General features: G+C 61.8%; 26 protein-coding genes and 1 pseudogene. 14 read left to right on the forward strand and 13 right to left on the reverse strand.

Features of this window, described 5'->3' with window-relative positions; genetic code table 11:
• Window positions 1–73 precede the first annotated feature (73 nt).
• From FGF80_RS08310 to FGF80_RS08320, 4 genes are all read right to left on the reverse strand, one after another.
• Entirely contained in the window at window positions 74–841 is a 768-nt protein-coding gene (locus tag FGF80_RS08310; RefSeq protein ID WP_006185607.1) for a Nif3-like dinuclear metal center hexameric protein, read from the reverse strand.
• A 142-nt stretch (window positions 842–983) separates the two neighbouring features.
• Window positions 984–3446, reverse strand: coding sequence for a cbb3-type cytochrome c oxidase subunit I (locus FGF80_RS08315; protein ID WP_138653307.1), 2463 nt, complete (start codon window positions 3444–3446; stop codon window positions 984–986).
• Window positions 3439–3573, reverse strand: coding sequence for a hypothetical protein (locus tag FGF80_RS19770; RefSeq protein ID WP_269150348.1), 135 nt, complete (start codon window positions 3571–3573; stop codon window positions 3439–3441). Before FGF80_RS19770 ends, FGF80_RS08315 begins: the two co-directional genes overlap by 8 nt.
• 288 nt (window positions 3574–3861) lie before the next feature.
• The gene (locus FGF80_RS08320) at window positions 3862–4656 is read right to left on the reverse strand and encodes a glycerophosphodiester phosphodiesterase (protein ID WP_138653309.1); all 795 of its coding nucleotides are present in this window, start codon (window positions 4654–4656) and stop codon (window positions 3862–3864) included.
• A 108-nt stretch (window positions 4657–4764) separates the two neighbouring features.
• On the opposite strand from FGF80_RS08320, the gene FGF80_RS08325 reads away from it, so the two are divergent.
• Entirely contained in the window at window positions 4765–5022 is a 258-nt protein-coding gene (locus FGF80_RS08325) for a hypothetical protein (RefSeq protein ID WP_138653311.1), read from the forward strand.
• Window positions 5023–5321: 299 nt separating this feature from the next.
• Complete coding sequence (gene npdG, locus FGF80_RS08330) at window positions 5322–6002, forward strand: NADPH-dependent F420 reductase (protein WP_138653313.1); 681 nt, start codon at window positions 5322–5324, stop codon at window positions 6000–6002.
• Between the two features lie 191 nt (window positions 6003–6193).
• Here the strand turns inward: npdG and FGF80_RS08335 are convergent, their stop codons facing one another.
• On the reverse strand, window positions 6194–6463 hold the full coding sequence (locus tag FGF80_RS08335; protein ID WP_006185603.1) for a thioredoxin family protein: 270 nt from the start codon (window positions 6461–6463) through the stop codon (window positions 6194–6196).
• Between the two features lie 118 nt (window positions 6464–6581).
• On the opposite strand from FGF80_RS08335, the gene FGF80_RS08340 reads away from it, so the two are divergent.
• The 3 genes from FGF80_RS08340 to FGF80_RS08350 all read left to right on the forward strand — a co-directional run bounded on the left by FGF80_RS08340 (window position 6582) and on the right by FGF80_RS08350 (window position 8610).
• A complete protein-coding gene (locus tag FGF80_RS08340) occupies window positions 6582–6743 on the forward strand; it encodes a preprotein translocase subunit Sec61beta (protein WP_006185602.1) in 162 nt (53 codons plus the stop codon).
• A gap of 449 nt (window positions 6744–7192) precedes the next feature.
• Window positions 7193–7408 (forward strand): hypothetical protein, encoded by a 216-nt coding sequence (locus tag FGF80_RS08345; RefSeq protein ID WP_006185601.1) that lies wholly within the window; start codon window positions 7193–7195, stop codon window positions 7406–7408.
• Window positions 7409–7905: 497 nt separating this feature from the next.
• Window positions 7906–8610, forward strand: a complete 705-nt coding sequence (locus FGF80_RS08350) for a hypothetical protein (protein WP_138653316.1) — start codon at window positions 7906–7908, stop codon at window positions 8608–8610.
• A 52-nt stretch (window positions 8611–8662) separates the two neighbouring features.
• Here the strand turns inward: FGF80_RS08350 and FGF80_RS08355 are convergent, their stop codons facing one another.
• Window positions 8663–9286 carry a class I SAM-dependent methyltransferase gene (locus FGF80_RS08355; protein ID WP_006185599.1) on the reverse strand — a complete coding sequence of 208 codons (624 nt, stop codon included), beginning with the start codon at window positions 9284–9286 and terminating at the stop codon, window positions 8663–8665.
• 450 nt (window positions 9287–9736) lie between these two features.
• Between FGF80_RS08355 and FGF80_RS08360 the strand changes: the two genes are divergently transcribed.
• Window positions 9737–11119, forward strand: coding sequence for an FAD-dependent oxidoreductase (locus tag FGF80_RS08360; protein WP_138653320.1), 1383 nt, complete (start codon window positions 9737–9739; stop codon window positions 11117–11119).
• A 579-nt stretch (window positions 11120–11698) separates the two neighbouring features.
• Here the strand turns inward: FGF80_RS08360 and FGF80_RS08365 are convergent.
• The 4 genes and pseudogenes from FGF80_RS08365 to FGF80_RS08380 form a co-directional block, all read right to left on the reverse strand.
• Window positions 11699–12706 carry an asparaginase gene (locus FGF80_RS08365; RefSeq protein WP_138653323.1) on the reverse strand — a complete coding sequence of 336 codons (1008 nt, stop codon included), beginning with the start codon at window positions 12704–12706 and terminating at the stop codon, window positions 11699–11701.
• Between the two features lie 120 nt (window positions 12707–12826).
• A complete protein-coding gene (locus FGF80_RS08370; RefSeq protein ID WP_175417007.1) occupies window positions 12827–14596 on the reverse strand; it encodes a Na+/H+ antiporter NhaC family protein in 1770 nt (589 codons plus the stop codon).
• Window positions 14597–14777: 181 nt separating this feature from the next.
• Window positions 14778–15545 carry an IclR family transcriptional regulator gene (locus tag FGF80_RS08375; protein WP_138653326.1) on the reverse strand — a complete coding sequence of 256 codons (768 nt, stop codon included), beginning with the start codon at window positions 15543–15545 and terminating at the stop codon, window positions 14778–14780.
• A gap of 464 nt (window positions 15546–16009) precedes the next feature.
• Window positions 16010–16644: pseudogene (locus tag FGF80_RS08380) on the reverse strand (IS6 family transposase).
• Between the two features lie 86 nt (window positions 16645–16730).
• Here FGF80_RS08380 and FGF80_RS08385 point away from each other — a divergent pair.
• The 5 genes from FGF80_RS08385 to FGF80_RS08405 all read left to right on the forward strand — a co-directional run bounded on the left by FGF80_RS08385 (window position 16731) and on the right by FGF80_RS08405 (window position 20508).
• Window positions 16731–16964 carry a hypothetical protein gene (locus tag FGF80_RS08385; protein ID WP_138653329.1) on the forward strand — a complete coding sequence of 78 codons (234 nt, stop codon included), beginning with the start codon at window positions 16731–16733 and terminating at the stop codon, window positions 16962–16964.
• A gap of 377 nt (window positions 16965–17341) precedes the next feature.
• A complete protein-coding gene (locus FGF80_RS08390) occupies window positions 17342–17728 on the forward strand; it encodes a hotdog family protein (RefSeq protein ID WP_138653332.1) in 387 nt (128 codons plus the stop codon).
• Window positions 17729–17859: 131 nt separating this feature from the next.
• The gene (locus FGF80_RS08395) at window positions 17860–18543 is read left to right on the forward strand and encodes an HAD-IIB family hydrolase (protein WP_138653334.1); all 684 of its coding nucleotides are present in this window, start codon (window positions 17860–17862) and stop codon (window positions 18541–18543) included.
• Window positions 18544–18630: 87 nt separating this feature from the next.
• Window positions 18631–19218, forward strand: coding sequence for a helix-turn-helix domain-containing protein (locus FGF80_RS08400; protein WP_006185590.1), 588 nt, complete (start codon window positions 18631–18633; stop codon window positions 19216–19218).
• Between the two features lie 423 nt (window positions 19219–19641).
• Complete coding sequence (locus FGF80_RS08405; RefSeq protein ID WP_238705364.1) at window positions 19642–20508, forward strand: hypothetical protein; 867 nt, start codon at window positions 19642–19644, stop codon at window positions 20506–20508.
• A gap of 36 nt (window positions 20509–20544) precedes the next feature.
• Here the strand turns inward: FGF80_RS08405 and FGF80_RS08410 are convergent, their stop codons facing one another.
• The gene (locus tag FGF80_RS08410; RefSeq protein WP_006185588.1) at window positions 20545–20910 is read right to left on the reverse strand and encodes a hypothetical protein; all 366 of its coding nucleotides are present in this window, start codon (window positions 20908–20910) and stop codon (window positions 20545–20547) included.
• Window positions 20911–21103: 193 nt separating this feature from the next.
• On the opposite strand from FGF80_RS08410, the gene FGF80_RS08415 reads away from it, so the two are divergent.
• Together FGF80_RS08415 and twy1 are read left to right on the forward strand one after the other, a co-directional pair.
• On the forward strand, window positions 21104–21439 hold the full coding sequence (locus FGF80_RS08415) for a hypothetical protein (protein ID WP_006185587.1): 336 nt from the start codon (window positions 21104–21106) through the stop codon (window positions 21437–21439).
• A gap of 52 nt (window positions 21440–21491) precedes the next feature.
• On the forward strand, window positions 21492–22523 hold the full coding sequence (gene twy1, locus FGF80_RS08420; protein WP_138653339.1) for a 4-demethylwyosine synthase TYW1: 1032 nt from the start codon (window positions 21492–21494) through the stop codon (window positions 22521–22523).
• 12 nt (window positions 22524–22535) lie between these two features.
• Here the strand turns inward: twy1 and FGF80_RS08425 are convergent, their stop codons facing one another.
• Window positions 22536–22856: a hypothetical protein gene (locus tag FGF80_RS08425; protein WP_138653341.1), complete on the reverse strand. Its 321-nt coding sequence runs from the start codon at window positions 22854–22856 to the stop codon at window positions 22536–22538.
• 55 nt (window positions 22857–22911) lie between these two features.
• Entirely contained in the window at window positions 22912–23991 is a 1080-nt protein-coding gene (locus FGF80_RS08430) for a C39 family peptidase (protein WP_175417008.1), read from the reverse strand.
• 674 nt (window positions 23992–24665) lie between these two features.
• Here FGF80_RS08430 and FGF80_RS08435 point away from each other — a divergent pair.
• Window positions 24666–25070: a lycopene cyclase domain-containing protein gene (locus FGF80_RS08435; RefSeq protein ID WP_394348252.1), complete on the forward strand. Its 405-nt coding sequence runs from the start codon at window positions 24666–24668 to the stop codon at window positions 25068–25070.
• The last annotated feature ends 37 nt before the right edge of the window (window positions 25071–25107 follow it).

Genomic DNA, 25107 nt, shown 5'->3' on the forward strand with positions numbered 1-25107 from the left:
GCCGCGGATACCCGTTCGAGGCGACGATCTGGGCTGTCCGATGGGACTTCCGGAAACCGACGACGCTCGTGGCTTACAGCCCGGTCGGCACGTCGAGAAACGTCGTCTCGAGGCCCCATTCCGCGACGCGGTCCTGCAGCGATCGCACGCCGAAGGTCTCCGTCGCGTAGTGACCCGCGAGGAAGACGTGCAGTCCGGCCTCCCGGGCCTCGTGGTAGGCGTTCCCTTTGCCTTCCCCCGTCACCAGCGCGTCCGCATCGGCGTCGACGGCCTCGTCGAGCCAGTCGACCCCGCTGCCGGTAACGATCGCCACGTCCTCGATCTCGTCGGGGCCAAAGTCGAGGTGCTGGACCGGCTGGCCGCCGGTCTCGAGGGTCGTTTCGAGCCGGTCGCGCAGGGCGTCGGGCGCGTAGGGGTCGCCCGCCGTTCCCCGCTGGCCGACGTATTCGGTGCCGAGTTCGCCGAAGGGGGCGCGGTCCTCGAGTCCGAGCAGGTCGGCGACGCCGGCGGCGTTGCCCAGTTGCTGATGGCCGTCCAGGGGGAGATGCGAGACGTACAGCGCGAGGTCGTTCTCGATCATGGGGGCGATCCGATCGTAGGTCCGGCCGGTCACGCGATCGAAGCCGCCCCACGAGAGCCCGTGATGGACGACCAGCAGGTCCGCGTCGGCCTCGACCGCGCGGTCGACCGTCTCACGGACGCCGTCGACGGCGAACGCGACGCGCTCGAGGTCGCGGTCCTCGGGACCGACCTGCAGCCCGTTCGCGCTGGCGTCGAGATCGGCGTAGTCGGCGGTCCGGAGCTCCTCGTCGAGTCGGTCGACGACGCTCGAGAGTTCCATAGCGACCCGTTCGGCGCGGGAGGCCTTGTATTCGGTTGATTCCGCTCGAGCGCGCGACGGGCGTCGTCACGACGGTCTCGCGGGCGAGTCGACAATCCCGTTCGGGTCGACCACCCCGTGCGGAAACGCGGTTCCGACTGTCCTACATCAGGTAGAACAGTGGGAACAGGATCACCCACACGATGTCGACGAAGTGCCAGTACAGGCCGAAGTACTCGACCGGCCGATGATCCCGGAGATAGGCATCGACGGACATGATCCGGTAAATCATGAACGACGCGATGAGCAGGCCCAGGATGACGTGGAACGCGTGCAGGCCGGTCGTCACGAAGTACAGCGAATACTCGAGGTCGGTAAACCAGTAGATGCCGTGTGCGAACTCCAGACTCCACTCGTAGCCCTTGACCGTGAGGAACGTGAGTCCGAGCACGATCGTTGCCCCCAGCGATGCCAACAGGCCGCGCTTGTGCTCGCGTTCGGCCATGATGAGCGCGAGGACGACGGTAAAGCTCGAGGTCAACAGCACGTAGGTGTTGACGAGGCCGACGACCTCCGAGGGCGGTACCGTCTCGAACGTGCCCCAGCCGGCGTGCAGGCGCATGAAGATATACGCCCCGATGGCGGCACCGAAGACGACCACGTCCGACGCCAGGAAGAACCAGACGCCGAGTTTCGTGCCGCCGACGCCCTCGAACGGCCAGCGCTCGGCGATCGCCTGATCGGGTGCGTGGAATCGCTCGCGGCCGTACTCGAACAGCGTATAACCGAGGATCGCGATGCCGCCGACGAACAACATCGGGTGCAGAAGGTCGGTCGACCCGGTCTGCTGGAGTTCGGCACCGCGTGCGATGGCGAAGTCGGCGACCCAGGGCGTCAGTCCCGAGAGCCCCAGGAACGTGACGAACATGCCGATTCCCACTCCGAACGGCCAGATGCTCGCGTGGTCCTCGTGGTCGGCCTCGAGCGGTTCGGTCTGGGCGGCCTGCTCGCGTGTAGCCGCCCCGCCGTCGGCGGCCGTCGCGTCGTCGACGAACTCGAGTTTCCCGCTGGCGTAGCTTGGACGGTCCGGCCAGTTCTCGAGGGGCGGCGGCGACGTCGTCGCCCACTCTGCGGTTCGCGAAAACGCCCAGGGGTTGTCGGGCGCGTCGGGGCCCGAGCGCAGGCTCTTGCCGAGCGCGTAGAACATGATGAGATAGGACGCGCCGAGGACGAAGGCACCGACCGTCGCCAGCCGGTGATAGAGGGTAAACTCCGTCCCGAAATGGAAGACGCGACGCGGCGTCTCCCAGGCCATGAACATCGGGAAATACAGCAGGTTGAAACCGATGAAATAGACCGCGAAGTGGAGCCTCCCGAGCGTCTCGTCGTACATTTTGCCGGTGATCTTCGGCCACCAGTAGTAGATGCCGCCGACCAGCGCCGTCGATCCGGCGACCATCACGTAGTGGAAGTGTGCGACGACCCAGTAGGTGCCGCGGAACTGGTAGTCGAGGACGACCGCACCCAGGAAGACGCCGGTGATCCCACCGAGGATGAACAACACCAGCGCGCCGAGATTGAACAGGAACGGCGTGGTAAATCGAACGCGCCCTTTGACCATCGTATAGATCAGCGCGAAGACCATCAGGTCGAAGGGCAGCGAAATCCCGATCGTCGTCGCCATGAACAGCGTCTTGATCGGGAGGTTGATCGTCGTCAGGAACATGTGGTGCATCCAGACGAGGAACGACTGGACCGCGACGAGGACCATCGCGATGATAACCCACTTGCGGCCGACCAGTCGCCGACCACAGAACGTCTGGAACGTCTCGAACAATACCCCGAGCGCCGGGAAGAAGACGATGTACACCTCCGGATGGCCGAAGAACCAGAAGATGTGCGCCCACAGCAGGCTCGAGCCCCGATCGGTCGCGAAGTACTGGGTCAGTAGGACCCGATCGGTGACCAACAAGAGCAGGGCGGCCAGCAGCGCCGCGAACGCGAACAGCATCATCCAGACGGTCAGCAGTATCGACCACGTAAACAGCGGCATGTTCCACAGACCCATCCCCTCCGCACGCTCGTAGTGGATCGTCGTGAGGAAATTAACCGTCGCGATCGTCGTCGACATGACGAACAGGACCAGCGCGAGGATCGTCAGGGTCCCGCCGGCCGTCGCCGCCATCGCCGTATTGTACATGGGAACGTTCAGCGGCGCGTACATCGTCCAGCCGCCGGCGAAGGCTCGCTCCTGAAAGAACGCGATGGCGAGGAGAATCCCCGAGAACAGATAGAACCAGTAGCTCATGGCGTTCAGTCGCGGGAACGAGAGGTCCTTCGCCCCGATCTGAAGGGGGACGAGATAGTTCGCGAACCCGAACGCGAACGGCGAGAGATACCAGAACACCATCAACAGGCCGTGGTTCGTCACCGACTGGTTGAACTCCATGTTCTCGAGCAGGCCGATCCCGCCGGACTCCCACATGTGCGTGCGAAAGAGCAGGGCGAGAACGCCGCCGACCAGCAGGAAGAAAACCGAGGTCGCGAGGTAGAGAATCCCGACGTCCTTGTGGTTGGTCGTGACCAGCCACCGCTTGATCGTCGTCCGCGGCGGCAACTCACTCATCGATGCGCACCTCCTGCCCTCCCCGCGTCCCGAGTCGCGCTCGCTGCGGGTCGGAGCCGCCCGTCTCGATCGCGAGTCGGCCGCCGAGACGGTTCGTCGGAGCGGCGACGAGATTCATAAGCACCATAGCCTCCGACGATGCTCCGTATCAAGGTGTCCGGTGCGCCTGCAGGCGATACTTGTTCGACCGTCGGTCCGACGTGTCGTCTCGGCCATATCGGCGTTTGTATGCGTTCGACCGCGATTCGTCTCGAGTCACCGAACGGCTCCAACCGTCTCGAACCGACGCTCCGCCGCTGTCAGGTCGAGTGGTGCGCCCGGTCGCTCGAGCACCCACCTAGTAGCACCTGAAACGATCGACACACGAATCGCAACGCGATCATGCGATCAGGTGTACAACGACGTTCAGGTGCTACTATAACCCGGGATAGTCCGCGATGATCCCGTCGACGCCGGCCGCCGCGAGCGCGTCGAACTGGACCCAGTTCCGCGCCGTCCAGGCGTTGACCGTCCGTCCCTCGTCGTGGGCCACTTCCACGATGTCCCGCTCGAGGTCGGCGTCCCACCCGCCGTCGTCGGCCGTCTCGAGAACGGCGTTTCGCGGCGGGTGGATCGCCTCGCAGTCGTACCGGCGTGCGATCTCGAGGCCGGCCGCGAGGTCGTCCCCGAACAGCGGGGCGGCCGCGTACGCGGCACTCTCGCGCAGCGCTGCGATGGCCCCCTCGCAGAACGACGAAAAGAGCAGGTCGCCGTCGAAGGCCGCACAGTCGGCGACGACGCGGTCGACGAACGGCTGCCAGATCGCGCGGCGCTCGGCGCACTCGGCAGGCGGGAGCGATTCGCCGGGTCGTCGCTCCCGGGTCCCGGGGTTTTTCAGTTCGACGTTGACGCCGACCGTCTCGGGGACGGCCGCGAGCAACGCGGCGAGCGTCGGGACCGTCGCGTCGGTCCCGAGCACTCGCGCCTCCCGAAGCACCTCGAGCGGCGTCTCCCGGACGAACCCGGTCGCGTCGGTCAGTGGGCGGCCGTCGCGGGACGCCGCGAGACGCTCGTCGTGAACGACGACCGGGGTTCCGCAGGCGGCCGGTTGCACGTCGATCTCGATCATCGCGGTCTCCTCGTGCTCGGCCGCTCGCGTCGCCGCTTCGACGGTGTTCTCGGGTGCAACGCCGGCGAAGCCGCGGTGGGCGATAACGGCGGGACGGGCCATAGTGGTCCGTCGACCGGCGGGGTAATGGAAGCTGCGGCGTCCCGCTCGAGGCGATGACGTGGCGCGTCCCGGCCCGTCTTTAATCCGGCTGCCCCGCGAACCGCCGCTATGACCGACCCCACGCTCGCGGACGCCGAGCGCGCCCTCGATCGCGCGGCCGACCTCGAAACCGAGGCGGCGATCTCCGTGTTACGGACGGCCCGACAGGACGTGCAGGCGCTGTCGACCGAGCCCGATATCGACGAGGATCGCCGGCAAGAACTCGAGACACGACTCGAGCAACGGCTCCGCGAGGTGTCGGAGCGCGACGCCTACGACGGCGGACTCGGGTCGGCGATGAGCCCGTCCGAGGACGACGCCCCCTGAGCGGTATCCCGACGGCGGGACGGCCACTCCCGCCGGTGATCCGACTGCTGGAGACTCGCGGTGACCACGGCGTCCGCTGCCCGCCATCCACGGGGAGCCCACGTCCGCTCCGCCCGATTCGCTCACTCGTGTCGCTCGGTTGCGCTTTCCTCATCGCATCACAAGACGCGTCACCGCCGTTGATACCGGCGTTCGGATCGGAATCTCACCGATCGCTGCTCCGCTCGAGCCGTCCGAGAACCCGGCGAGATCGGCCGCGCCCCGGCCCTTTTATTCGAGTGCCGTCCCGAGAGGTGCGTATGCGAATTGCACTACTCGGCGGCACCGGCGATATCGGCGAAGGACTCGCGCTGCGGTTTGCACGCGATACGAGCCACGAGATCCTCATCGGCTCGCGGGACCCCGAGAAGGCCCGCGACGCAGTCGCGGAGTACGAAGACGCGCTCGCGGACCGGACCGACGAGATCGACATCAAGGGCTTCGGCAACGAGATGGCGGCCGATCGCGCGGACATCGTGATCCTCAGCGTCCCGCCGTACTACGCCGGCGATACGGTCGACGCGGTCGCCGACAGCCTCGATTCGGACTCGGTGCTGGTCACCCCCGCCGTCGGCATGCAGGGCGACGAGGACGGCCTTCACTATCACCCGCCGGAAGCCGGCAGCGTCACTCAACTCGTCGCACAGCGAGCCCCCGACGGGGTCCCGGTCGTCGGTGCCTTCCACAACCTCGCGGCCGACGCGCTCTCGAACCTCGAGAACGATCTCGATCTCGACACGCTCGTCGTTGCCGACGACGACGCCGCCGCGGACACCGTCCTGACGGTCGCCAACGAGATCGAGGGACTGCGCGCGCTCGAGGCCGGGCCGCTGGCCAACGCCGCCGAGGTCGAGAGCGTCACGCCGCTGGTCATCAACATCGCGAAGTACAACGAGGAAATGCACGATGTCGGCGTGAAGTGGATCGGTGGAAGCAACTGATCCGGTTTGCACGCCGCTCGCACAGCCTTCATGCGACTACGTGTGTCGTGACGGTCAGCGGCCACGAGAGGCGACGCCGACTCAGTGCGACCCGTTCGTCGCTCTTCCGACGCAAGCGCGAATCGGCACGGGACGGCGCTTCGGCTTCCCGATTCGAACGATCGAACGAATGAACACGCTAGTGGTCGTCCCTACGCGCCGGCCGACTCGAGGGCGTCCTCGATGTCGTCGCGCTGGGTGACGCCGACGAAGCGTTCGACGATACCGTCGTCGTTTTCGATGATCAGTGTCGGCAGCGATCGGACCTGGTATTCGTTGGCGATGTCCTGTTGTTCGTCGACGTTTACTTTCTCGACTTCGAATCGGCCCCCCCAGTCGTCCTCGAGCTCCTCGAGGATCGGATCCTGGGTCTTGCAGGGGCCACACCAGTCCGCGTAGAAGTCCTTAAGTGTGACAGTCATGCGGTCAGCGCTAGTTGCCCCGCGCCGCGCATAAGGGTTTCCCACGCCCAAGGAGTTGCCGTGATCGGCGACGCGGCACGGTCGAAAGGTTTAGTTTCGGGGCCCCGTAGGAACGAGTATGGATAAAGGACAGAACACCGGCGGGCTGATGTCCAGTGCCGGATTGGTCCGGTACTTCGACTCCGAGGACTCGAACGCCATTCGAATCGATCCCAAGACGGTCATCGCGTTCGGCGTCCTGCTGGGCGTACTGGTCCAACTGCTGACGTTCGTCTCGTAACGCGGGACCGCGACCCCGCCGCTTGCGTGGTCCGTCGACTCGAGTAGCGAGCGCACTGCCGTAGCTGTTCTAGACCGATCAGCGGCTCGTTCGCGATCGATTGTCGCCCCATGAGTCGGTCAGGCAGTTCACCCGCACTCGTGTGTCCGCGCCGACGGAGCCAACACTCGCCGGCCTCGCGGTCCGCCCAGAGGTTCCGGACGGCGGCGATGCTCGAGTCACGAAACACGTGTGACGGACGCGGCTCCAGTACTCGGTCCCTCTATTCGCGTTGGTTTCGTCGTACTATCCGTTACCGGACACTCCCTCGCAGATATTGGATCTATCATGAACTTTTATGTTCTAGTGGCGAAAAGGGGGAGGTACAGATGTCGGTCGTACACGTAGCAGCCTGAGTTCGCCATTGCCGACGAGTACCGATCTCCGACGATACTTCAATCCCGACCGACATGAGCACACAACCACTGCAGCCACCGACCGACGCCGAACCGACACGAACGACCACTCGCACGCGACCGACCGCCTCGAGCGATGTCGCCGATCCGCGGACGGCCGCCGACCGCGCCCAGCGGATGTTTTCACACGGCAACACGGACCGACTCGAGAACCTGATCGACGAGTGGAACGCGGCCGTCGCGACCGCGGACACGGAACGCGGCTCGTAAGTCTGCGGTCGGCAGCGATCGCTCGAGCGAACCCAAACCGTCTTTGGAACGACGGCAGTAGAGTCACATGGCCGATGACGATGCACCCGCTCCGAGTCGGACTCGGCATCCGGCGCTGACGAGCCCTATGAGTGCCGAGGCCATTAGTTCTCGATAAACAGTCGCCATGTTACAACCGCTCCATCATCGGTACGTCGTGAGAGGTCGTCCGCTGGGACGTACCATTCCTCGGCTCCGTCGCGGATCATGGGACCGACTCCGACCGAACCGGTTTTGATCCGGGTCAATCCAGTGGCCGAGAGGAGGATATTGGCGATCGGTACGTACGGTCACATGGTGGCTGCGAATATCGCTCCGAATCCAGCGATGAGGCCAACAAAACTGAGTAGCTGTCGGCGAGCACGGACTCGAGTAGATGGGTATTTTCCGATGGGACCCTTCTAGCCGGTCATGCACTCGAAAACGGAGGATGCTCGTTTGCTCGAGAGGCCCGTTCGATGAACCCGACTCGCGTCGACTTTGTGGTCGATCTCGCCTACGGGATTATGATCTTCGCTGCGGTCGCGCTCATCGTTGCGGTGGGGACCGGAATCGGCATCGCGTTCGGGCTCGGCGTGTTGGCTTCCTACGTTATCCACGTCGCGTGGAAGATGGCCCGGTTCGACCCCGATTGGATGACGACCGAGGTCGCCGAACGCGTCGAGGAGACGGTTAGCGATACAGTGAGTAAGGAAGTCGAAGAAACCGTCAGCGATACAGTGAGTAAGGAAGTCGAAGAAACCGTCAGCGATACGGTCAGTAAGGAGGTTGGAGAAACGGTCAGCGACACGGTTAGCAAGGAAGTCGAAGAAACGGTTAGCGATACGGTCAGTAAAGAAGTCGAGGAGACGGTTAGCGATACAGTGAGCAAGGAAGTCGAAGAGACCGTCAGCGACACGGTCAGCAAAGAGGTCGATGAGGTAGCTGAACGGGTCGGGGAGACGGTCAGCGAGGACGTGACCAAGACGGTCGAAGAGACGGTTACCGACACGGTCAGTAAGGAGGTCGAGGAAACCGTCAGCGATACCGTCAGTGAGGAAGTCGAAAAGACCGTCAGCGAGGCAGTCGACGGCTCGGCAGACGACGAGTCAGCCGAGACTGACGCCGATTCGGACCGCGACGGACGGGATGAATCGCGTCCCTCGAGTTCGGCAGCACAGTAATCGGTCCGGGTCGGTCTCGTGCCAGCGGCGGCCGCGAGACACAGCGGACGACCTACTCCCGTGACGTGCGGAACGCGCGGACGGTATCTCGCGTTCCCGACTCGGCGTCGACCTCGCGGAGCCCGAGCCCGGTAAACACGCGGTTCCAGTTGCGGTGGTACAGCGGGAAATCGTCGTTGACGTAGCTCACGTCCGGCTCGGCCGACTGCGACTGATCGCTCTCGCCCTCGTTCTCGACGGTAACGAGAAGGTCGGCGGTGATCCGAGTCAGTTCGTCGAGGACCCACTCGGCGTCGGGGTGGAGGTGCTGGAGCGTTTCCACGGAGTAGACGGCGTCGAACCGCTCGTCCGCGAAATCGCCGACGACGGCTTCGATCGTGTCGTGATGGAACGTCCCGTCGGCAGCGAGGTCGGGATAGGTCTCCGCCATCACGTCGAACGCGTCGTCGTTGACATCGATCCCGTGCAGGTCCTCGAAGCCGTGATCGTGGAGGTGTGCGAGGTGGCGGCCCGAACTACAGCCGAGTTCGAGCACGGCCGCGTCTCGGTCGACGAACCGCTCGAGTCGACTGCGGACCGCCTCGCTGCGCTTGTCGGGGCCATAGTGGGCGTAATATTCCGGTGAGTACGCACCGGTCCGCTCTGCCCATTGGCGACGGACCTCGTTAGAATTCACGTGCGGTATTCACGGTGCGCACCTAAAGACTAGTCGACTCCACCCGCAGCGTCCGGTCCACCGTACAACTCGGATAGTGTTTATTTTTGTTGCAGAGGGGGGCCACCGAGAGATCACAGTTTGCAAAGGGGTTTTGCCTCTCCGGCTCGAGCCGAACGCGCCCCTCGATACGTCGAATGTCGAAACCGATCGGCCCGAAGACGACGCAGCACTCGGGACACGAGACGGATTCGAGAGCGGGAATACGATGGTACTGTCGAATCCCAAAGAGCCGAGACAAGTGCGGAGGGTCGTGATATCAATAGTAAATCGTTTATTGTATAGAGTTACCTACCCACGAGCCTACAGTCGTCGATAGGGGATTCGTCGAACGTCGACATATCGATCGAAAAAATATGAGTTATAGGTCTGGAGTCGAGCGGTTGATATACCGGCCCACACGATCCAATAATGTCTGGTAAATACGACTTAGTAATCGTCGGCGGCGGTATCAGTGGTGCGTCGCTTCTGTACACGACCGCGAAGTTCACTGATATCGATTCGATCGCCCTGATCGAGAAGGAATCCGAGATCGCAGCGATCAACTCCCACCACACGAACAACTCACAGACCCTCCACTTCGGGGACATCGAGACCAACTACACGCTCGAGAAGGCCGAGGAGGTCAAGGAGGGAGCGGAACTCCTCGCCGGCTATCTGGAGAATCAGGACCCCGACCGGGAGATGCATTCGAAACGCAGCAAGATGGTGCTCGGGGTCGGCGACGAGGAGGTCGCAGAGCTCGAGGAACGCTACGAGGACGAAGGCTTCGGCGACCTCTACCCGAAACTCCGGCCGATCGACCGCGAGGAGATCGGCGAACTCGAGCCGAAAGTCGTCGAGGGCCGCGATCCCTCGACGGATATGCTCGCACTCCAGACGCCGGACGGCTACGTCGTCGACTACGGCGAGACGACGAAATCGTTCGTCGAGGAGGCGAACGCCGAGGCGAACGTCGACGTCTTCACCGGAACGGCAGTCGAGGACATCACGCCGACGCTCGACGGCTACACGATCGCAACGACCGACGGCCGCTTCGACTGTGACGCGACCGTCGTCGCCGCCGGCTCGCACAGCCTCCAGATGGCCAAGGAACTCGGCTACGGCCAGGACAAGGTCCTGCTCCCCATCGCAGGGAGCTTCTTCCTCGCGGATGACCTCCTGAACGGCAAAGTCTACACCCTCCAGATGAAGAAACTACCCTTCGCCGCCGTCCACGGCGATGCGGACGTCCACGACGGCAGTATTACGCGCTTCGGGCCGACCGCGAAACTCGTCCCGACGCTCGAGCGCGGCCGCATCTCGACCGTGAAGGACTTCCTCGACGTCTTCGGGCTGAACGCGGCGGCGTTCCTCAGTTACGCCAACATCCTCTCCGACCGTATCCTCCTGCCGTACGTGCTTCGAAACCTCGTCTACGATCTCCCGAACGTCGGCCGGAAACAGTTCCTGCCTCACGTCCAGAAGGTCGTCCCGAGCGTCGAACTCGAGGACATCGAACGCGCGAAGGGGTACGGCGGCGTCCGACCGCAGATCGTCGACACCAAGAACAAGTCCCTGGACATGGGCGAAGCCAAGATCGTCGGCGACGACGTCATCTTCAACATCACGCCGTCACCGGGTGCCTCGACGTGTCTCAAGAACGCCATGCGCGACACGCACACGTTGCTCGAGTTCCTCGACGGCGAGTACGAGTTCGACGAGGAGGCGTTCCGATCGGCGACGATCGACAACTTCCCGCGTGCCGGCGATTCCGACGGGCCGAAAGCGGTCAAACCCAGCGCGGACGACTGAGCAGTCGGACGACGGCAGTTCCGTTCGGCCGTTCGTCTCGTGTCGGGACAGAACGTGCCCTGCAGCGAACCCCGGTCGACTTCTTGCTGAACCCATCGTGACGCCGCGTCCGCGTCCTATGGCGCTTCTCATACACCAGTATTGTCTTCTTAGAACAATATAATCGGCAGTAGTGAAATTCAATTACTGTAATTCTCCACAGTTGAGTTGCATTTATCACTACTGATTCTGGCTTTCTAGCAAAAAGACATGGCTATAGGACACAGGAATGCCCCATACGTGTTTTTATTCTAGATCGTTTCTTGTGGTATCAGAAAACCGATTTACGCGTGGTTTAGCCCTGATAAGGGTCAAATAACATTTACTGTGGAGTTTTCATGATTGCTATATGGCTGAATTTCTGCTCGGTCCGTACCGTCCCCCTATTGGGACACAGAGGGGACAGTGACCGCTCCACCAGTGGCCGTCGCCGCGTGTTCTCGCTGCGATCCGGGACGCCAGTTCGACATCCTCGGTTTCGTGATCTCGCCCGTTTCGCTGGTCGGTCTCGCACGGTCCTCGAGGCCGGCCTCCGTCTGCTTACGGCTCACTGTTCGCCGCCACGTATCCGTAGCTGTCGTGCTGATTGGACCCGAACAGGGCTCGCACGTCATCGATGTCACCACGTGCCGACAGCGCCACGAGGAGTTTGATGCGGGCTTTGTGAGCGGGGAGGTCCGATCCGAACACGACCCCGGCGTCCTCGAGGGTCTTGGCTCCGCCGTCGGAGCCGTACACGGGGGATACGACCCCATCACGACACCGGGTCGTGACGACGACGACGACATCGTTGTCGATCGCGGACTCGATAGCGGATGCCACGTCGGTGGGAACGTTTCCGAGTCCGAGCGCATCGACGACGAGACCGTCAACGCCGCGGTCGACGGCGTGTCGGATCGCGCTTCCATCGGTGTCCGTCGATGTCGTCACTAACTCGACGGTCGCGGTTATCGTCCGGGCCGGGATCGTTGCCGAGAGGCTCTCCGGCTGCCGGTAGAACCAGAACCCCTCGGGTGTCCGTTCGGCGACGAGCCCGTAGTCCCCGGAATCGTAGGCATCGAGATTGCTACTGTGCCGTTTCGTCACGGCTCGCGCGGCGTGCAGTTGCTCGTTGAACAAGACGTAGACGCCGTCCTGAACGTGGTCGTGGGCCGCCGCATCCAGCGCCCCACGTACGTTCGCCGGGCCGTCGGGACTGATCTCGTCGTGGGTTCGTTGTGCCCCGGTCAGAACCACGGGCACGTCCACGTCGAGCACGAGATCGAGATAGTAGGCCGTTTCTTCGATCGTGTCCGTCCCGTGAAACACGACGACGCCGTCCACGTCGGCTGCGGCGGCTCGAATCCGATCGCCGAGTGCCTCGAGGTCGTCGGTGGCTAGCTCGGAACTCGGGAGCTGCGCGAGCTGGTCCAATTGCACGTCGACGCGATCGAAAACGCCCGAATAGGCATCGGCCAATTCCTGTACCGACTCGGTCGGCACGGCACCCGCTCCGGTCGAGGTGCTTGCGATTGTCCCTCCAGTCGCGACGACGTGTACGGATCGCATACCCGGTACTGATAGACAGGATACGTATACCGATTATGATTAGCCATACCCCGCCACGAAGGGAGAGCACGGCCGAGACGCGCCGCCGTCCGATGGCCCAAAACCGGATTCGACGACCGATTAGAGCCCGAAGGTGACGAACGCGAAGACGAGGCAGAGATAGACGATGACGATCCCGACCGCCGCGAGGGGGATCGACGTGAGGAGGTCGTACTGGCCGTTTACGCGCGCCCCGTCGGATCTGGTTCCGTTCTCGAGCGCGTCGGTGTCGATCTCCCCGTTGTCGATGGCGTCGGCGGTCGGCATGACTTCCGGGAGGTTCTTGCGACGAGCATCGAACTTGTTCAAGACGACGACGGCGACCGCGGTGAGTACGACCGATAACGGGAGCAGGATCATCGCAGAGGTGATGCCAACCGCGTACAGGAGCAACACCAGAACGGTGACGCCGGCCGCGGTCATCGCGAACGGGATCTGCGTCCGCACGTGGTCGATGTGGTCCGACCCGGCGAAGATCGAAGACATGACCGTGGTGTCGCTGATCGGCGAGACGTGGTCGCCCCAGATCGCACCCCCGAACAGGACGCCCACGAGAACCGGCAGGATCGAGAGGCCGACGAGTTCGTACCCGAGTGGAATCGCGAGCGGCGTCAGGATCGCCATCGTCCCCCAGGAGGTTCCCGTCGTGAACGCGATGAACATCGCGGCGAGGAAGATGAGAAGGGGCAGGAACGACCCGGGAATACCGCTGCCGACCATCATGTCGACGATGTACTCGGCGGTTCCGACCTGTTCGGCGGCGTGCCCGATACTCCAGGCGAGAATGATGATCGCGGTCGCGATCATCATCGTTTTGAAGCCGTTGACCACGGTGTCACTCGCCTCCTCGATATCCATCGTCCCGAAGCCGAGGGAACCGAGCATTCCGACGGCCATGAAGGCGAACGAACCGTACAGGAGCCCGAGCGCAACGTCGGTTTCCTGAAACGCGGTCGCAATGTCGACGCCCGGCTGATGACCGCCGCCGAGCCACCACAGAGAGACGATACCGACGACCAGCAACGTTAGAATCGGGGCGAAGAAATTGAACAGCGACGGGTTTCGTTCGCTTGGCTCGCCGATATCCGTCGAGATGTCGGACAGCGGCGTCGCGTCGTCCCGAAGGGTTTTCTTCTCCTTTCGCGACCGCCATTCGGCATTGAGCATCGGTCCGTAGAACCGCTGCGTGATCGAGATGAACCCGACCATGAAGAAGGCCAGAAAACAGTAGATGTTCCACGGGATACTCTGCAAGAAAAGCCCGAACGCGGTAATACCGACTTCCTCGGCCGTGAACCGCGCAGCTTCGAACCCGACGATGATCATCGATACCTGGTATCCGATCCAGTTCGACACCGGTCCGAACGTCGTGACGGGCGACGTCGTCGAGTCCAGTACGTACGCGTGCATCTCCCGAGACGTGTGGTTACTCTCGGAAAGTTCACGGGTTGCGTTCCCCGTCACGATGGTACTCGTGTAGGAATCGAAAAAGATGAAGATCCCGATGAGCCACGTCAGGATCTGTGAATCGCGGGCCGTATTGACCCGCCCCCCGATCCAGTTCTGCAGCGCCAGAATGCCGCCGGATTTGTAGATGAACGCGGCACCTGCGCCCATGAACATGATCAGCACGAGGAACTTCGTGTCGAACGGCGACCGAACGACTTCGACGATCCAATCCATCGATAGCGCCGTTGCCGCGATCGGGTTCCAGTCGGCGATCATTAATGCCCCGATCCAGACGCCGGCGAACAGCGACACGAGCACCTGCCGCGTATACATCGCGAGCACGATCGCGATTATCGGCGGTGCTAATGACAGCGCTGCGAACGGTAACGATTCGTATGACATACACTTGCTAACGTGATGTAGGCCCTATTTCAATCTTTTGGGTGATGGCGACAAAAGCGTCCGTATGGATGTGTGACTGAAGCTTTTCTGCGTGATGTTCAACTAGATGGTCGCAGGCCACGGAGGAGTAGTGTATTCTGCCGCCATAGGGAACGGAACCGTTCGCTCGCTCGGACCCCGGTCAGACGAGACCTTGTGACTCGAGTGCCGCCTCGAACTCGGGAACGACCCGGTGGAGGATGTCGGGGAACTCCTGGTGGAGATCGGTGTCTTCGATCCTGTAGGCGGGACCGGAGACGGTAAATCCGCCGATGACGGTTCCGGACGGGTCCTCGGCGAGGCAGCCGGCAACGCGTTTCCCGTGGATCGATTCCTGATCGTTGACCGCGTAGCCGCGTTCTCGAACCCGGGCCAGTTCGTCGTCGAGTTCGCCTCGAGACGTAATGCTTTGCTCGGTGATCTGCGGGAGCCCCCACCGATCGACGATTCGGTCGATGCGGGACGCGGGCAAGCGTGCGAGTATCGACTTGCCGATCGCCGTGGTGTGCATGTACTCGTAGTTGTTCAGTCGCGAACTCGGGTTCGCCGAACTCCCGACGGAGTCGAACAGCGTCACGATGCGACCGTTTTCCTCGATCCCGAAGTCGGATTCCTCGTTCGATCGGTCCGCGAGTTCGATGACGTACTGCCCGGCCAGTTCGTAGACCTTGCTGCGGTTCCGGACGTACATTCCGAGATGGTAGAACCGGGCCCCGAGCTGATACTCGTCGCCGCTGGAAACGACGTAGCCGTGCTTCGTGAGCGTAAACAGGTGTTTGTAGACGGCGCTTTCGGATAGATCGAGTGACGCCGCAAGCGCTGCCGGCGTCGCACCGTCCAATTCGCGGATGGTTTCGATAACCGCTAACGACGTGTCGGTCGTCGTCAGCAACTGACTCTCGTCGGGCATTGGCAAGTCGTTATCATCGATGTGCATAAATCCACGTATTATGGAATCATGGCAGTCGTGCTGAACTCGAGCCATCGGTCAGTCGCCGATGAGGGCCTGTTCCGGTGTTACAGCGTCCAGCCTCAGTTGCGACGGACGCGGTACGTTCTACTGGATATAGAATTCATAGCTACTGCCTCGAACGATATGGCGGTCGGGACCCGGCATCCGACGCGGCCGCGTCGAGACGGGGCAGCGGCAGGTCCCGACAGTGTCTCTGGGGTTCGGTACCTGCCACTGGTTACAATACTACGGATGTAATACTTCCGAGAGCCGACAGGGCTTTCACACCAGATTACTCCGTCAGAAAAGGAGTTCCACAGTGCGTAGAACACGCCTTCCATGCTCCGACGATCGTTCTCTCACCGGCACTTTCGTGATCAGGAGCTCCGTAAGCTGGTGTTCTGAAACGCTGTCGGTCGTGTTTAGTTTGTAGCGTTCTGCCAGACGGCGAAGGCTTGGAGCCACGATTCTGCGGTTGATGGTTTAGCATGACTGAAACAGTTTGAGAACGAAGTGGTACGGCGTTTTATCTCTTTAAAGATAGGTTCGACAATCTTCCGATTTCCGTGTTTTTCGTATCGAAATTGGGGTCAGTGTCGATGGAGTGCTGTCCGGAGATGCTGTGCGCCATCAACGAGAAACACGGTATCTTCGACATCGTGTTTCTCCATGAGTTCTTGCAGAAACGTTCAGTCGATGCGGTTGCAGCCGTCGAGAACAGCCGTATATGGAGAATTTTGTTCGTTTCAGGATCGACGGCAGCGTACAGCCAATACCGGTGATCATCGATTTGAATCACGGTCTCGTCGAGCGCAACGTGATTCGGAGTCGCGTCAGTTGCTGGCTGTAGCTCGGCTTTCTGTACCCAATCGTGAACGGCCTTTCGTGATCGCTTGATACCGGACTTCTCGGGTTCTCGAACTGTATTCGAAATCGATAGTTCAGCAAGGTGAAGTCGAATACCGAGCTCCATTGGCTGACGCGGTGTCCGCTCTCGCTCCACAACACTCAAATTGATCCAGTCGCTACACCCGCTGAGGCGGCCGATTTTTGGCATGGACACCATGAAATCGTACCGCCTCACTGTTCACGCTTAACGAAACAGCACCCGCTCGAGTAGCCGAACCAGGATCAAAGCGACTCGTGACCGATGGTGGGCGGAGGTGGCCGCCGCTCACAGCCCTCCAGCGGGACTGTCTCGAGGGGATCGCGTGCCTCGAGCGCGGGGAGCGGCGGGGCGACGGCCGGGTCGAGTATACACCAACTGACGCCGGCCGGGCTCTCTTGCGGGCGCGCATCGAACGCCTCGCCGACGCCTGCGGGCTCATTCTCGTCGACCGTACTGACGGCACTCCGACGCGAGAAACCGACGGGTGACGACTGTCCGCTCGCCATCCCCGACGACGGTATCCGGTTCGTATGATCGAGTCCCGCCGCACGGGTACCCGGTCCGAGTGGGACCGTCGTCCTTGAGCCTGTAAGCCCGACAATCCGGCGTTGTGCGTTTCCATCGCCGTCGCTCGTCTCTTCACCGGTCGCAATGAGCAGTACGCCGCTCTCTCGACGCCGCTCTCCGGTCTCCCATCGACGAGGCAGGAGTACCAAACTGGACCCAAGTTCGGATCGGTTCATCAGTGACGTGTTTGGGCGGCGTGTGGCCGGCTATTCAGAGTGCCGAGAAACATCGATAGTTGTGCATTGAACGCAAAGCACATGCTTATTATTCCGGCGTGTCAGTTACGGGGCAGAAACAGATGACGAAGCCAATCGAAGGCGAGACGCGAACGTACGAGCGAACGTTCACGGTCGACGATGTCCAGCAGTTCGCAGCGCTCACGGGTGACGACCAGCCTCGACACACTGAGCCGGATGCGGACGGACGGGTGATGGTGCAGGGATTGCTGACGGCGACCCTACCGACGAAACTGGGAAGCGATAGCGAAGTACTGGCCAGCACGATGGAGATTGATTTCCATCGGCCGGTCTACACCGGCGAGCCGATCACCTGTCGATCGACGTACGACACGGTCGTCGAACGGGACGACCGCTACGAGTTCACGTCGGACGTGGTTTGTGAGAACGCGGCCGAGCGGGTCGTCTTGACTGCAGTGACCGAGGGAATCATCCAGAAGGACTCCTGACGGCGGGGCGGTCGCCCGCGTCTCACAGGCTGATTCGCGACGAGGGCGGTCGAGGAGCCGACCCGTCGTGCCGTCGCTCTCGATCGGTCGGACCCGACCCCTTTAGGTCGCCCAGCCCTCGAGTGATAACTATGACCGCCGAGCCGCCGCTCGTCCTCGATATCGACGGCACGCTGACCCGCCCGGAAGGCTGGGGGATCGACCCCCGCGTGTTCGAGCCGCTGTACGAGTGGGACGCACCGATCGTGATCGCCACCGGGAAGGCCTTTCCCTATCCCATCGCCCTCTGTCACTTCGTCGGGATTCCGGAACTCGTCGTCGCCGAGAACGGCGGCGTCGTCTATACCGGCGACGATGTCCACTTCACCGCAGATCGGGAGGCCGCTCGAGCGGTCGTCGAGGACTACCGGGCCGCCGGCTACGACCTCGGCTGGGGCGCGGCGGACACCGTCAACCGCTGGCGCGAGACCGAGATCGCGGTCAGCCTGGAACAACCGCTCGAGCCCTTACGCGAGATCGCCGCGGAACACGGCCTCGAAGTGATCGACACCGGCTACGCCTACCACGTCAAGGACACCGACCCGAACAAAGGCGAGGGAGTCGTCCGGATCGCCGATCACGTCGGCATCGACCCCGCGGACTGCGTCGCCGTCGGCGACTCGATCAACGATGTCTCGACCTTCGAGACCGTCGGGCGCGGGTTCGCCGTCGCAAACGCCGACGAGGCGGCGAAAGCCGCCGCGGACGAGGTGCTTGACGACGTCCACGCCGAGGGGACGCTCGCCGTCCTCGAGCGGGTTCGTGGCACGACGTGACGCGGTTTCGGGGCCTCGAATAGCCGATTCACGGCCGCGAAACCCGCTCCTACTTTTATGTCTCTCCTGGCGACAGTCCGAACTACCGTGTCTGCCCTTCCGAACTGGATCGATGAGCGGATCGACCGGAACCTCGACAATACCCTGACCCAACGGCACGTCGTCGAGACGATGTTCGAGTCCGAGCGGCCGTTCTTCTCGATTCGACAGTTGCAAGCGCTCGTCAAGCCAGACATCAGCAAGGCGACCGTTCGAAACCGCCTCCACGAACTCCAGGAGATCGATGTCGTCGCCACCGAGACGTATCCGGAGTCGGTGACGCTGTACTACATCGATTACCCGGCATCGGATTGGCCCCTGTCGCCGGAGGGGAAACGGGCGCTCGTGACCGACTCCCCGCTGGATCGGCTCTCCACGCGGGATTTTCTCACGATGCGGGATACGGCCGGCATCCGAACACTCGTCCTTGCCGGGTTTCAGCTGACCCTCGTGGCGTTCGCGCTCGGCGGCGGACTGACCGTCGTCGGCGCGGACATCGGCACGGAGAGCGATATCGTCCTTTGGGGGACGGCATTCGACCTGTTCGGGATCAGTCTCCTGTTGTTGCTCACCGAACGGGGGGCACGCTGGCTGCGGTCGCGGAACGTCCCGCCGAACGCGCTCTCGCGCGACTGAATCGACGAACTGATCGACCGGCGATATCGATCAAGACACGGGACCGAGTCCACACCCGCCGCTCGCGCCTCGAGCGCGATCGGTATCCGTTTCGAGCCGGTCCATTCGGCGGACGGCCCACACCCGCCAGACCCATCGCTATCCCGGCAGTCAGCGGTCCCGTTTCGGTCCGAACTGCATCCGCACAGCGACGACGCTTCCGGTCGAGGGGTGATTCGGCTCGAACGCCTGACTAGCCGTTTCACGGCTGCTAATGGGCGGTTCGTGGCCGCGAAATTCGTGCCCGGGTTTACCTATCCGTGATCGTTTGAGACGATTGCAATGTTCGGACTCCGAAATCGGTCCCCCCGACAATGCGAGAGCGAATCATCGACGACGACCACCGCCGTGAGCCGGCGGCGCGTCCTCCAGGGCGGTGCGGGTATGACAGTGCTGACCACTGCCGGCTGCCTGGGTGAGACGCTTACCGCCGACGACTCGAGCAGCGGCGACGGCGAGTCGACGAGCGCCGACGGCGGCACGGACGGCGACGAATCGACGGCGCTCGAGGACGAACTGCGGCCGCTCATCGACGACTATCTCGATGCGGCCGCCGCCGAAGACACCGAGACGATCGCGACGCTCACCCACGGCTCGAGTCCGCTTCATCCGGCGGGCTGGGAAGACGCGGGCTGGGAGTTCCAGGGCGACGCCTACGATGACATCGACGGCTACGAGATCGAACGCGTGATCGAAACCGCCGCCGTCGAGGACGTCTCCGACCTGGCGACCGCCGACTTCTGGTTCGAGGACGACGAACTCGCGACGGCGGTCGGATCGAACGATATCGCGATCGTCGAGGTTGCGTCCGACGACCTCGCGGCCGAAGAACTCGATGTGTGGGTGTTCGTCACGGAAGACGAGGCGTGGAAGGTATTCCTGATCGGGACCGAAGACGAGACGCCGGAGGACCCGACGGAGGCGTTCGAAGAGCCCATCGAGGACGCGGAGAACGATGTCGTCGCGGGGATCGACTGGGAGTTCGATCAGGACAACCTCGGCGAAGAGACGGAGTGGGCACGGGTCCACCTCACTGACTCGCCGGGTGTCGACGCCGATACCGTTCGCATCGAATCGACGATTGCCGGCACGGAGATCGAGTTCTACAACGACGAAAACGGTGACCTCTCGTCGACCTGGGCGGGCGCAAGCGGCACCGTCGAACTGAACCCGGACGGCGACCAGATCGTCGTGACCGCGATCGACGGAGACGACGAGCGGATCGTGCACCGCCAACACTACGAGCCCTGAGAGCGGTCGCTTCGACCGACGACACCCCTCGCCATTTTAGCTCTTTTCCGGGTTCGAGTCGTCACCACCCGCGCTGTCGGCGACCTCCTCGGTTTCGTCCTCGGCGGACGACTGCACATCGGCCATGTCGACCCTCGTGTCGACCTGCTCCTCGTCGATGACCCGCTCGAGGGTCTCTTTCTCGGTGACTGCGCCCAGTCCCGTCTCCGCGACCGCGGACCGGATCTCGCTGGCGTCGATCGCTGAATCGACGGTCCGATCGTTCGTCGACGACTCGAGCGCCCGTCGGACGATCAGGTACCCGACCAGCGCCGCGCCGCCCGAGGCGACCGCGCCCGGAATCCCGTATCGTTTGTAGCCGAAGGTGACTGCCTTCTTGCCGACCGTGTAGGCACCGATCATACACGACTAGTCGGCCGGAACGGGGAAGAACGCGCGGCTTTCGTACGGAAGCGAGGCGCGGACGGCCGGACGCGTCTCGGATCGCTCTCGTCGCCGATCCCGCGTACTGCCAGCCGTCGGCGCGTCGACGAGTCGCCGCGAGCCGGTCGGCGAATCGCGACACTGACTTACAGCCGGCGGGATAACTCGAGATATGGTTTCCCTGCAGGTGATCGCCGTCGCCGTCGTCGGGTTCGCGGTCGTCCTCGGCTGTGCCGCCGCCGTCTACAGGGACGCGACCCGGCTCGAAATCTCGCGGCCGGGGCTGTGGGCGGGGCTCGTGGCCGTCACCTGTGGCGGTGGCCTGGCCACGTATCTGGGTCCGCCGGACGTGCCGATCCCCGGGCTGCTCGTGATGGTGATCGCGGGCCCGGCGCTGTACCTCTTCGAACGCGACGATGCGAGACACGGCGACGAACCCGCCGATCCCCACGCGCTGCCGGACGGTCCCGGCGGCGACGGCGCGACCGAACGCCGAAACGAGGAGTAAGTGGCCCGGACACCACTGGCCTTTTGCCCGCGCCCGCCCAACGACAGGCATCATGAGCGACTCCGCGAATCCCGGGGCCGACGGAACGAGCGGCGACGCTACCGCCGAGGGCGACGGCGGCGGCCCGGCACAGGTCTCGAGCCCGGAGTATCACAGCGAGAACCACACGGCCGCCCAGACCTGCGGCTGGACGGCAAACGCCCTGCGTGGCGAGGGGAAGTGTTACAAGAACATCTTCTACGGGATCGAATCCCACCGTTGCATCCAAATGACGCCGGTCGTTCGGTGCAACGAACGCTGTGTCTTCTGCTGGCGCGACCACCAGGGCCACTCCTACGAGATGGACGACGTCGCGTGGGACGACCCCGAGGCGGTCGTCGACGCCTCGATCGACCTCCAGAAGAAGTTGCTCTCGGGCTTTGGCGGCAACGAGGAGGTGCCACGCGAGGTGTTCGAGCAGGCGATGGAGCCCCGTCACGTCGCCATCTCGCTGGACGGTGAGCCGACGCTGTATCCCTATCTCCCCGAGCTCATCGAGGCCTTCCATGACCGCGACATCACCACTTTCCTCGTCTCGAACGGGACCCGCCCCGAGATGCTCCGGGACTGTGACCCGACGCAACTCTACGTCAGCGTCGACGCCCCCGAACGCCACACCTTCGATCAGGTCGTCGGCGCGATGGAGGACGACGCTTGGGAGAATCTCCTCGAGACGATGCACGTCCTCGCGGAGAAAGACGACACCCGAACCGTCCTCCGGACGACGCTCGTCAACGGTGAGAACATGCACAACCCCGACTGGTACGCCGGCTTCTACCAGCAGGCCGACCCCGACTTCATCGAACTGAAAGCGTACATGCACGTCGGCCACTCGCGGGGTCGACTCGACCGATCCGCGATGCCCGAGCACGAGGAAGTCGTCGCGTTCGCCGAGGACGTTCGGGAACACATGCCCGGATTCGACGAAGTGATGGGCGTGCCGGCCTCGCGCGTGGCCCTCATCTCGAAGACCAACGACACGTGGGTGCCGAAACTACAGAAAGGCAGCGAGTTCTGGGAGCGCGACCCGGTCACGGGCGACTGAATTGGCGTTCCATTAAAACACCAATATTACCGTCTCCAGCAGGTAGAAAACGGCGGAATAGAGCGCCAACAGCACGACCGAAACACCGACCGCGGCGGACGGCCCGTACCACGTTTTCACGAGCCATCCGACGAGAAGAGCGATACAGAGCGCCGGTCCGACCGCGAGAAGCAGGAGATCGTAGGGAGACGGGATGTTCACGTAGTCGAACAGTCCAATCAAGAGTAGGATTTGAACGACGTACCCGGGGATGAACAGGCCGATACTAAGTATCGCTACCGTTGCGTGGCGCCCGTACCCTTCTGGGGGCGTCAGTGACCAGTACGAATCCATGACCTATATTCCATTCGAAATATTGTAAATATTGGGATGGCGTGACCGCTCGTTGCTATTCTTTCCAGATCCGCACGAGATACGACTCGACCCAGTTCCCATGGGTGACTTGGTCAGGATGCCTGGCTTTATTTTGTCCATGGTGGGCCTTGTAATAGTGGTCGTCTAAAAGTGCATTCGACTCGTGGTCATAGCCAACCACTGTAACTGCATGGCCTGACGTCAGACTGCTGTACGGTCCACCGACCATAGAGAGGACGACGGGCCGGTCGTTCTTGATATATTCGTGGATCGACGATGCGACACCGAATTTGTCTCTATTAGCATCGTACGAATACTGCCCGCGCGAATAATTCTTGACGTTATCGAGATCTAGCCTGTCGGTATTCCCATCATCATCTGTATTATGGATATCGTGAAGGTGATCAATCAGCGCATTCTTCTTATCTTCTTCCCGCCGACTGATGTCTTCGTGATACCCGATTACCATAGACGAAGCAATAGGGACGCAACCGTCCCAGCCGCCCCAAGCGTCCCGACCGTTACCATAGTTAGTTGACGACACACCACCGCCGTCAGATTCCGTCCAGTTCGGAACTCCGGTAATTTCCTCATCAGTGCTGCGCTCCCAGTCATCTCCATCTCCGTCCTTCCCTGCAATATTCACAGTCCCCGAGTCTGGTGACAATGATTCCATATTTTTCGCTAAAGGCTTCTCCCTTACGTACCCACCACGGAGATCAATATACGGACCTTCTTTTGATACGATACCAAATTCCACACCACCGTTGTAGAGGAACATCCGTTGCGCAGAGAGTCCCCGCGAATTAGCTGTCGCTCCGGCCTCGTCATAATAGCGTTGTGGCGCAGAACTCCGCCCATATGCGAGCACGGTGGAACCTGATTTTGTAGCATCAATTGTGATATACCCGACATCATCGCCTCGGTTTTCAATCGGGAAGACCCATGCACGTGGCTTATATGAAACACTTTGTCCGTTTTCGATTTGAGCCATGAAGAGTTCTGGACGGCGAATGCCTTGTGACCGCCAATCGCTGTATTCATCACGATTCCCCAGAATATCGGCAGCCTTTCGAGCCAGCTTCTTTGCCTCACGCTTTTTAACTGATACCATTCTTTCAGGCGCTGCACTGACACCTGAAGCTAATAGGCTGCTACCTAGTCCAATCGAACCAATTGTTCGGATTATACTTCTCCGAGTGCTATTACTATCCACCATAGCAAATAGATATAATATACTGACGTATTTAAAATTTCATAATACTATTAATAAAAACCATTAAATAAAATATATTTAAATACTTAACAACATTATATTGAAAGCTACACGTGCTGCATGTCATAGTCGAGATTAAATACAAAATTAAAATCAACAGCAAATTAGGGAGGTTCACTATATCGAACTGAGAAATCAATTAATAAACTAGGAACATGGTCCTTGGTCAGTTGAATGATGTATTAAAGCATTTCCGATGGGCTCGGCCAGCAATGGACCGACCGGCGGGAATGTGTAACTCAGATCCAATCCGCGATCACCGCCATCAATTAAGTGCGACTGTCATGATCACAAAGAGTCACCATCGCGTCCTCATGGTTGTTGGTCAATAGGCCATCCTGGTAACCGATATTTTCACAACCGATACGCGGGGACTCCATGAAATCGAGCTACCCCTCCTCACTAAGACCCGGGATACGTGGGTCCCGAAGCTGCAGAAGGGAAGCGAGTTCTGGGAACGTGACCCGGTCACGGGCGACTGATTCGAGTCCGAGCGCGGTACCAGCCTGCGAATCGCCAAGGGCGTCTGGTGGTACGGCGATGGTGCCGTTCTCGCGACGGTCTGGAGGGTCCCACTCGAGGAATACCTCTTTTTCGTGTTCCAGCCCGTTCTCACGTCGCTCTGGCTCTGTCAGTGGATTTGGCCGATAAACCGCTCGCTGTGGCTCCCGCGATCACACCGGGGTCTCGGGGGCGTCGGCGGGCTCGCGATCGAACTCGGGATCTGGGTCATCTCCGAGGCCCACACGACCGGCTACGTACTGGGCGGGCTGCCGATCGAGGAGGCGCTGTTCTTCCTCGTAACGAACGTCTTCGCCGTTCAGGGCGTGGTGCTGTACCTGTGTCTGCTTGACAGGCGACACGAGATTCCGTCGGTCGAGGGGCTCCGAAACGGCACTCTTAGCGCCGGTGACTGATCCATATTGAACTCGAGTCGTGAGTCGGCGAGAACAT

It is taken from the genome of Natrinema pallidum (genome assembly GCF_005890195.1).
GTDB classification, from domain to species: domain Archaea; phylum Halobacteriota; class Halobacteria; order Halobacteriales; family Natrialbaceae; genus Natrinema; species Natrinema pallidum.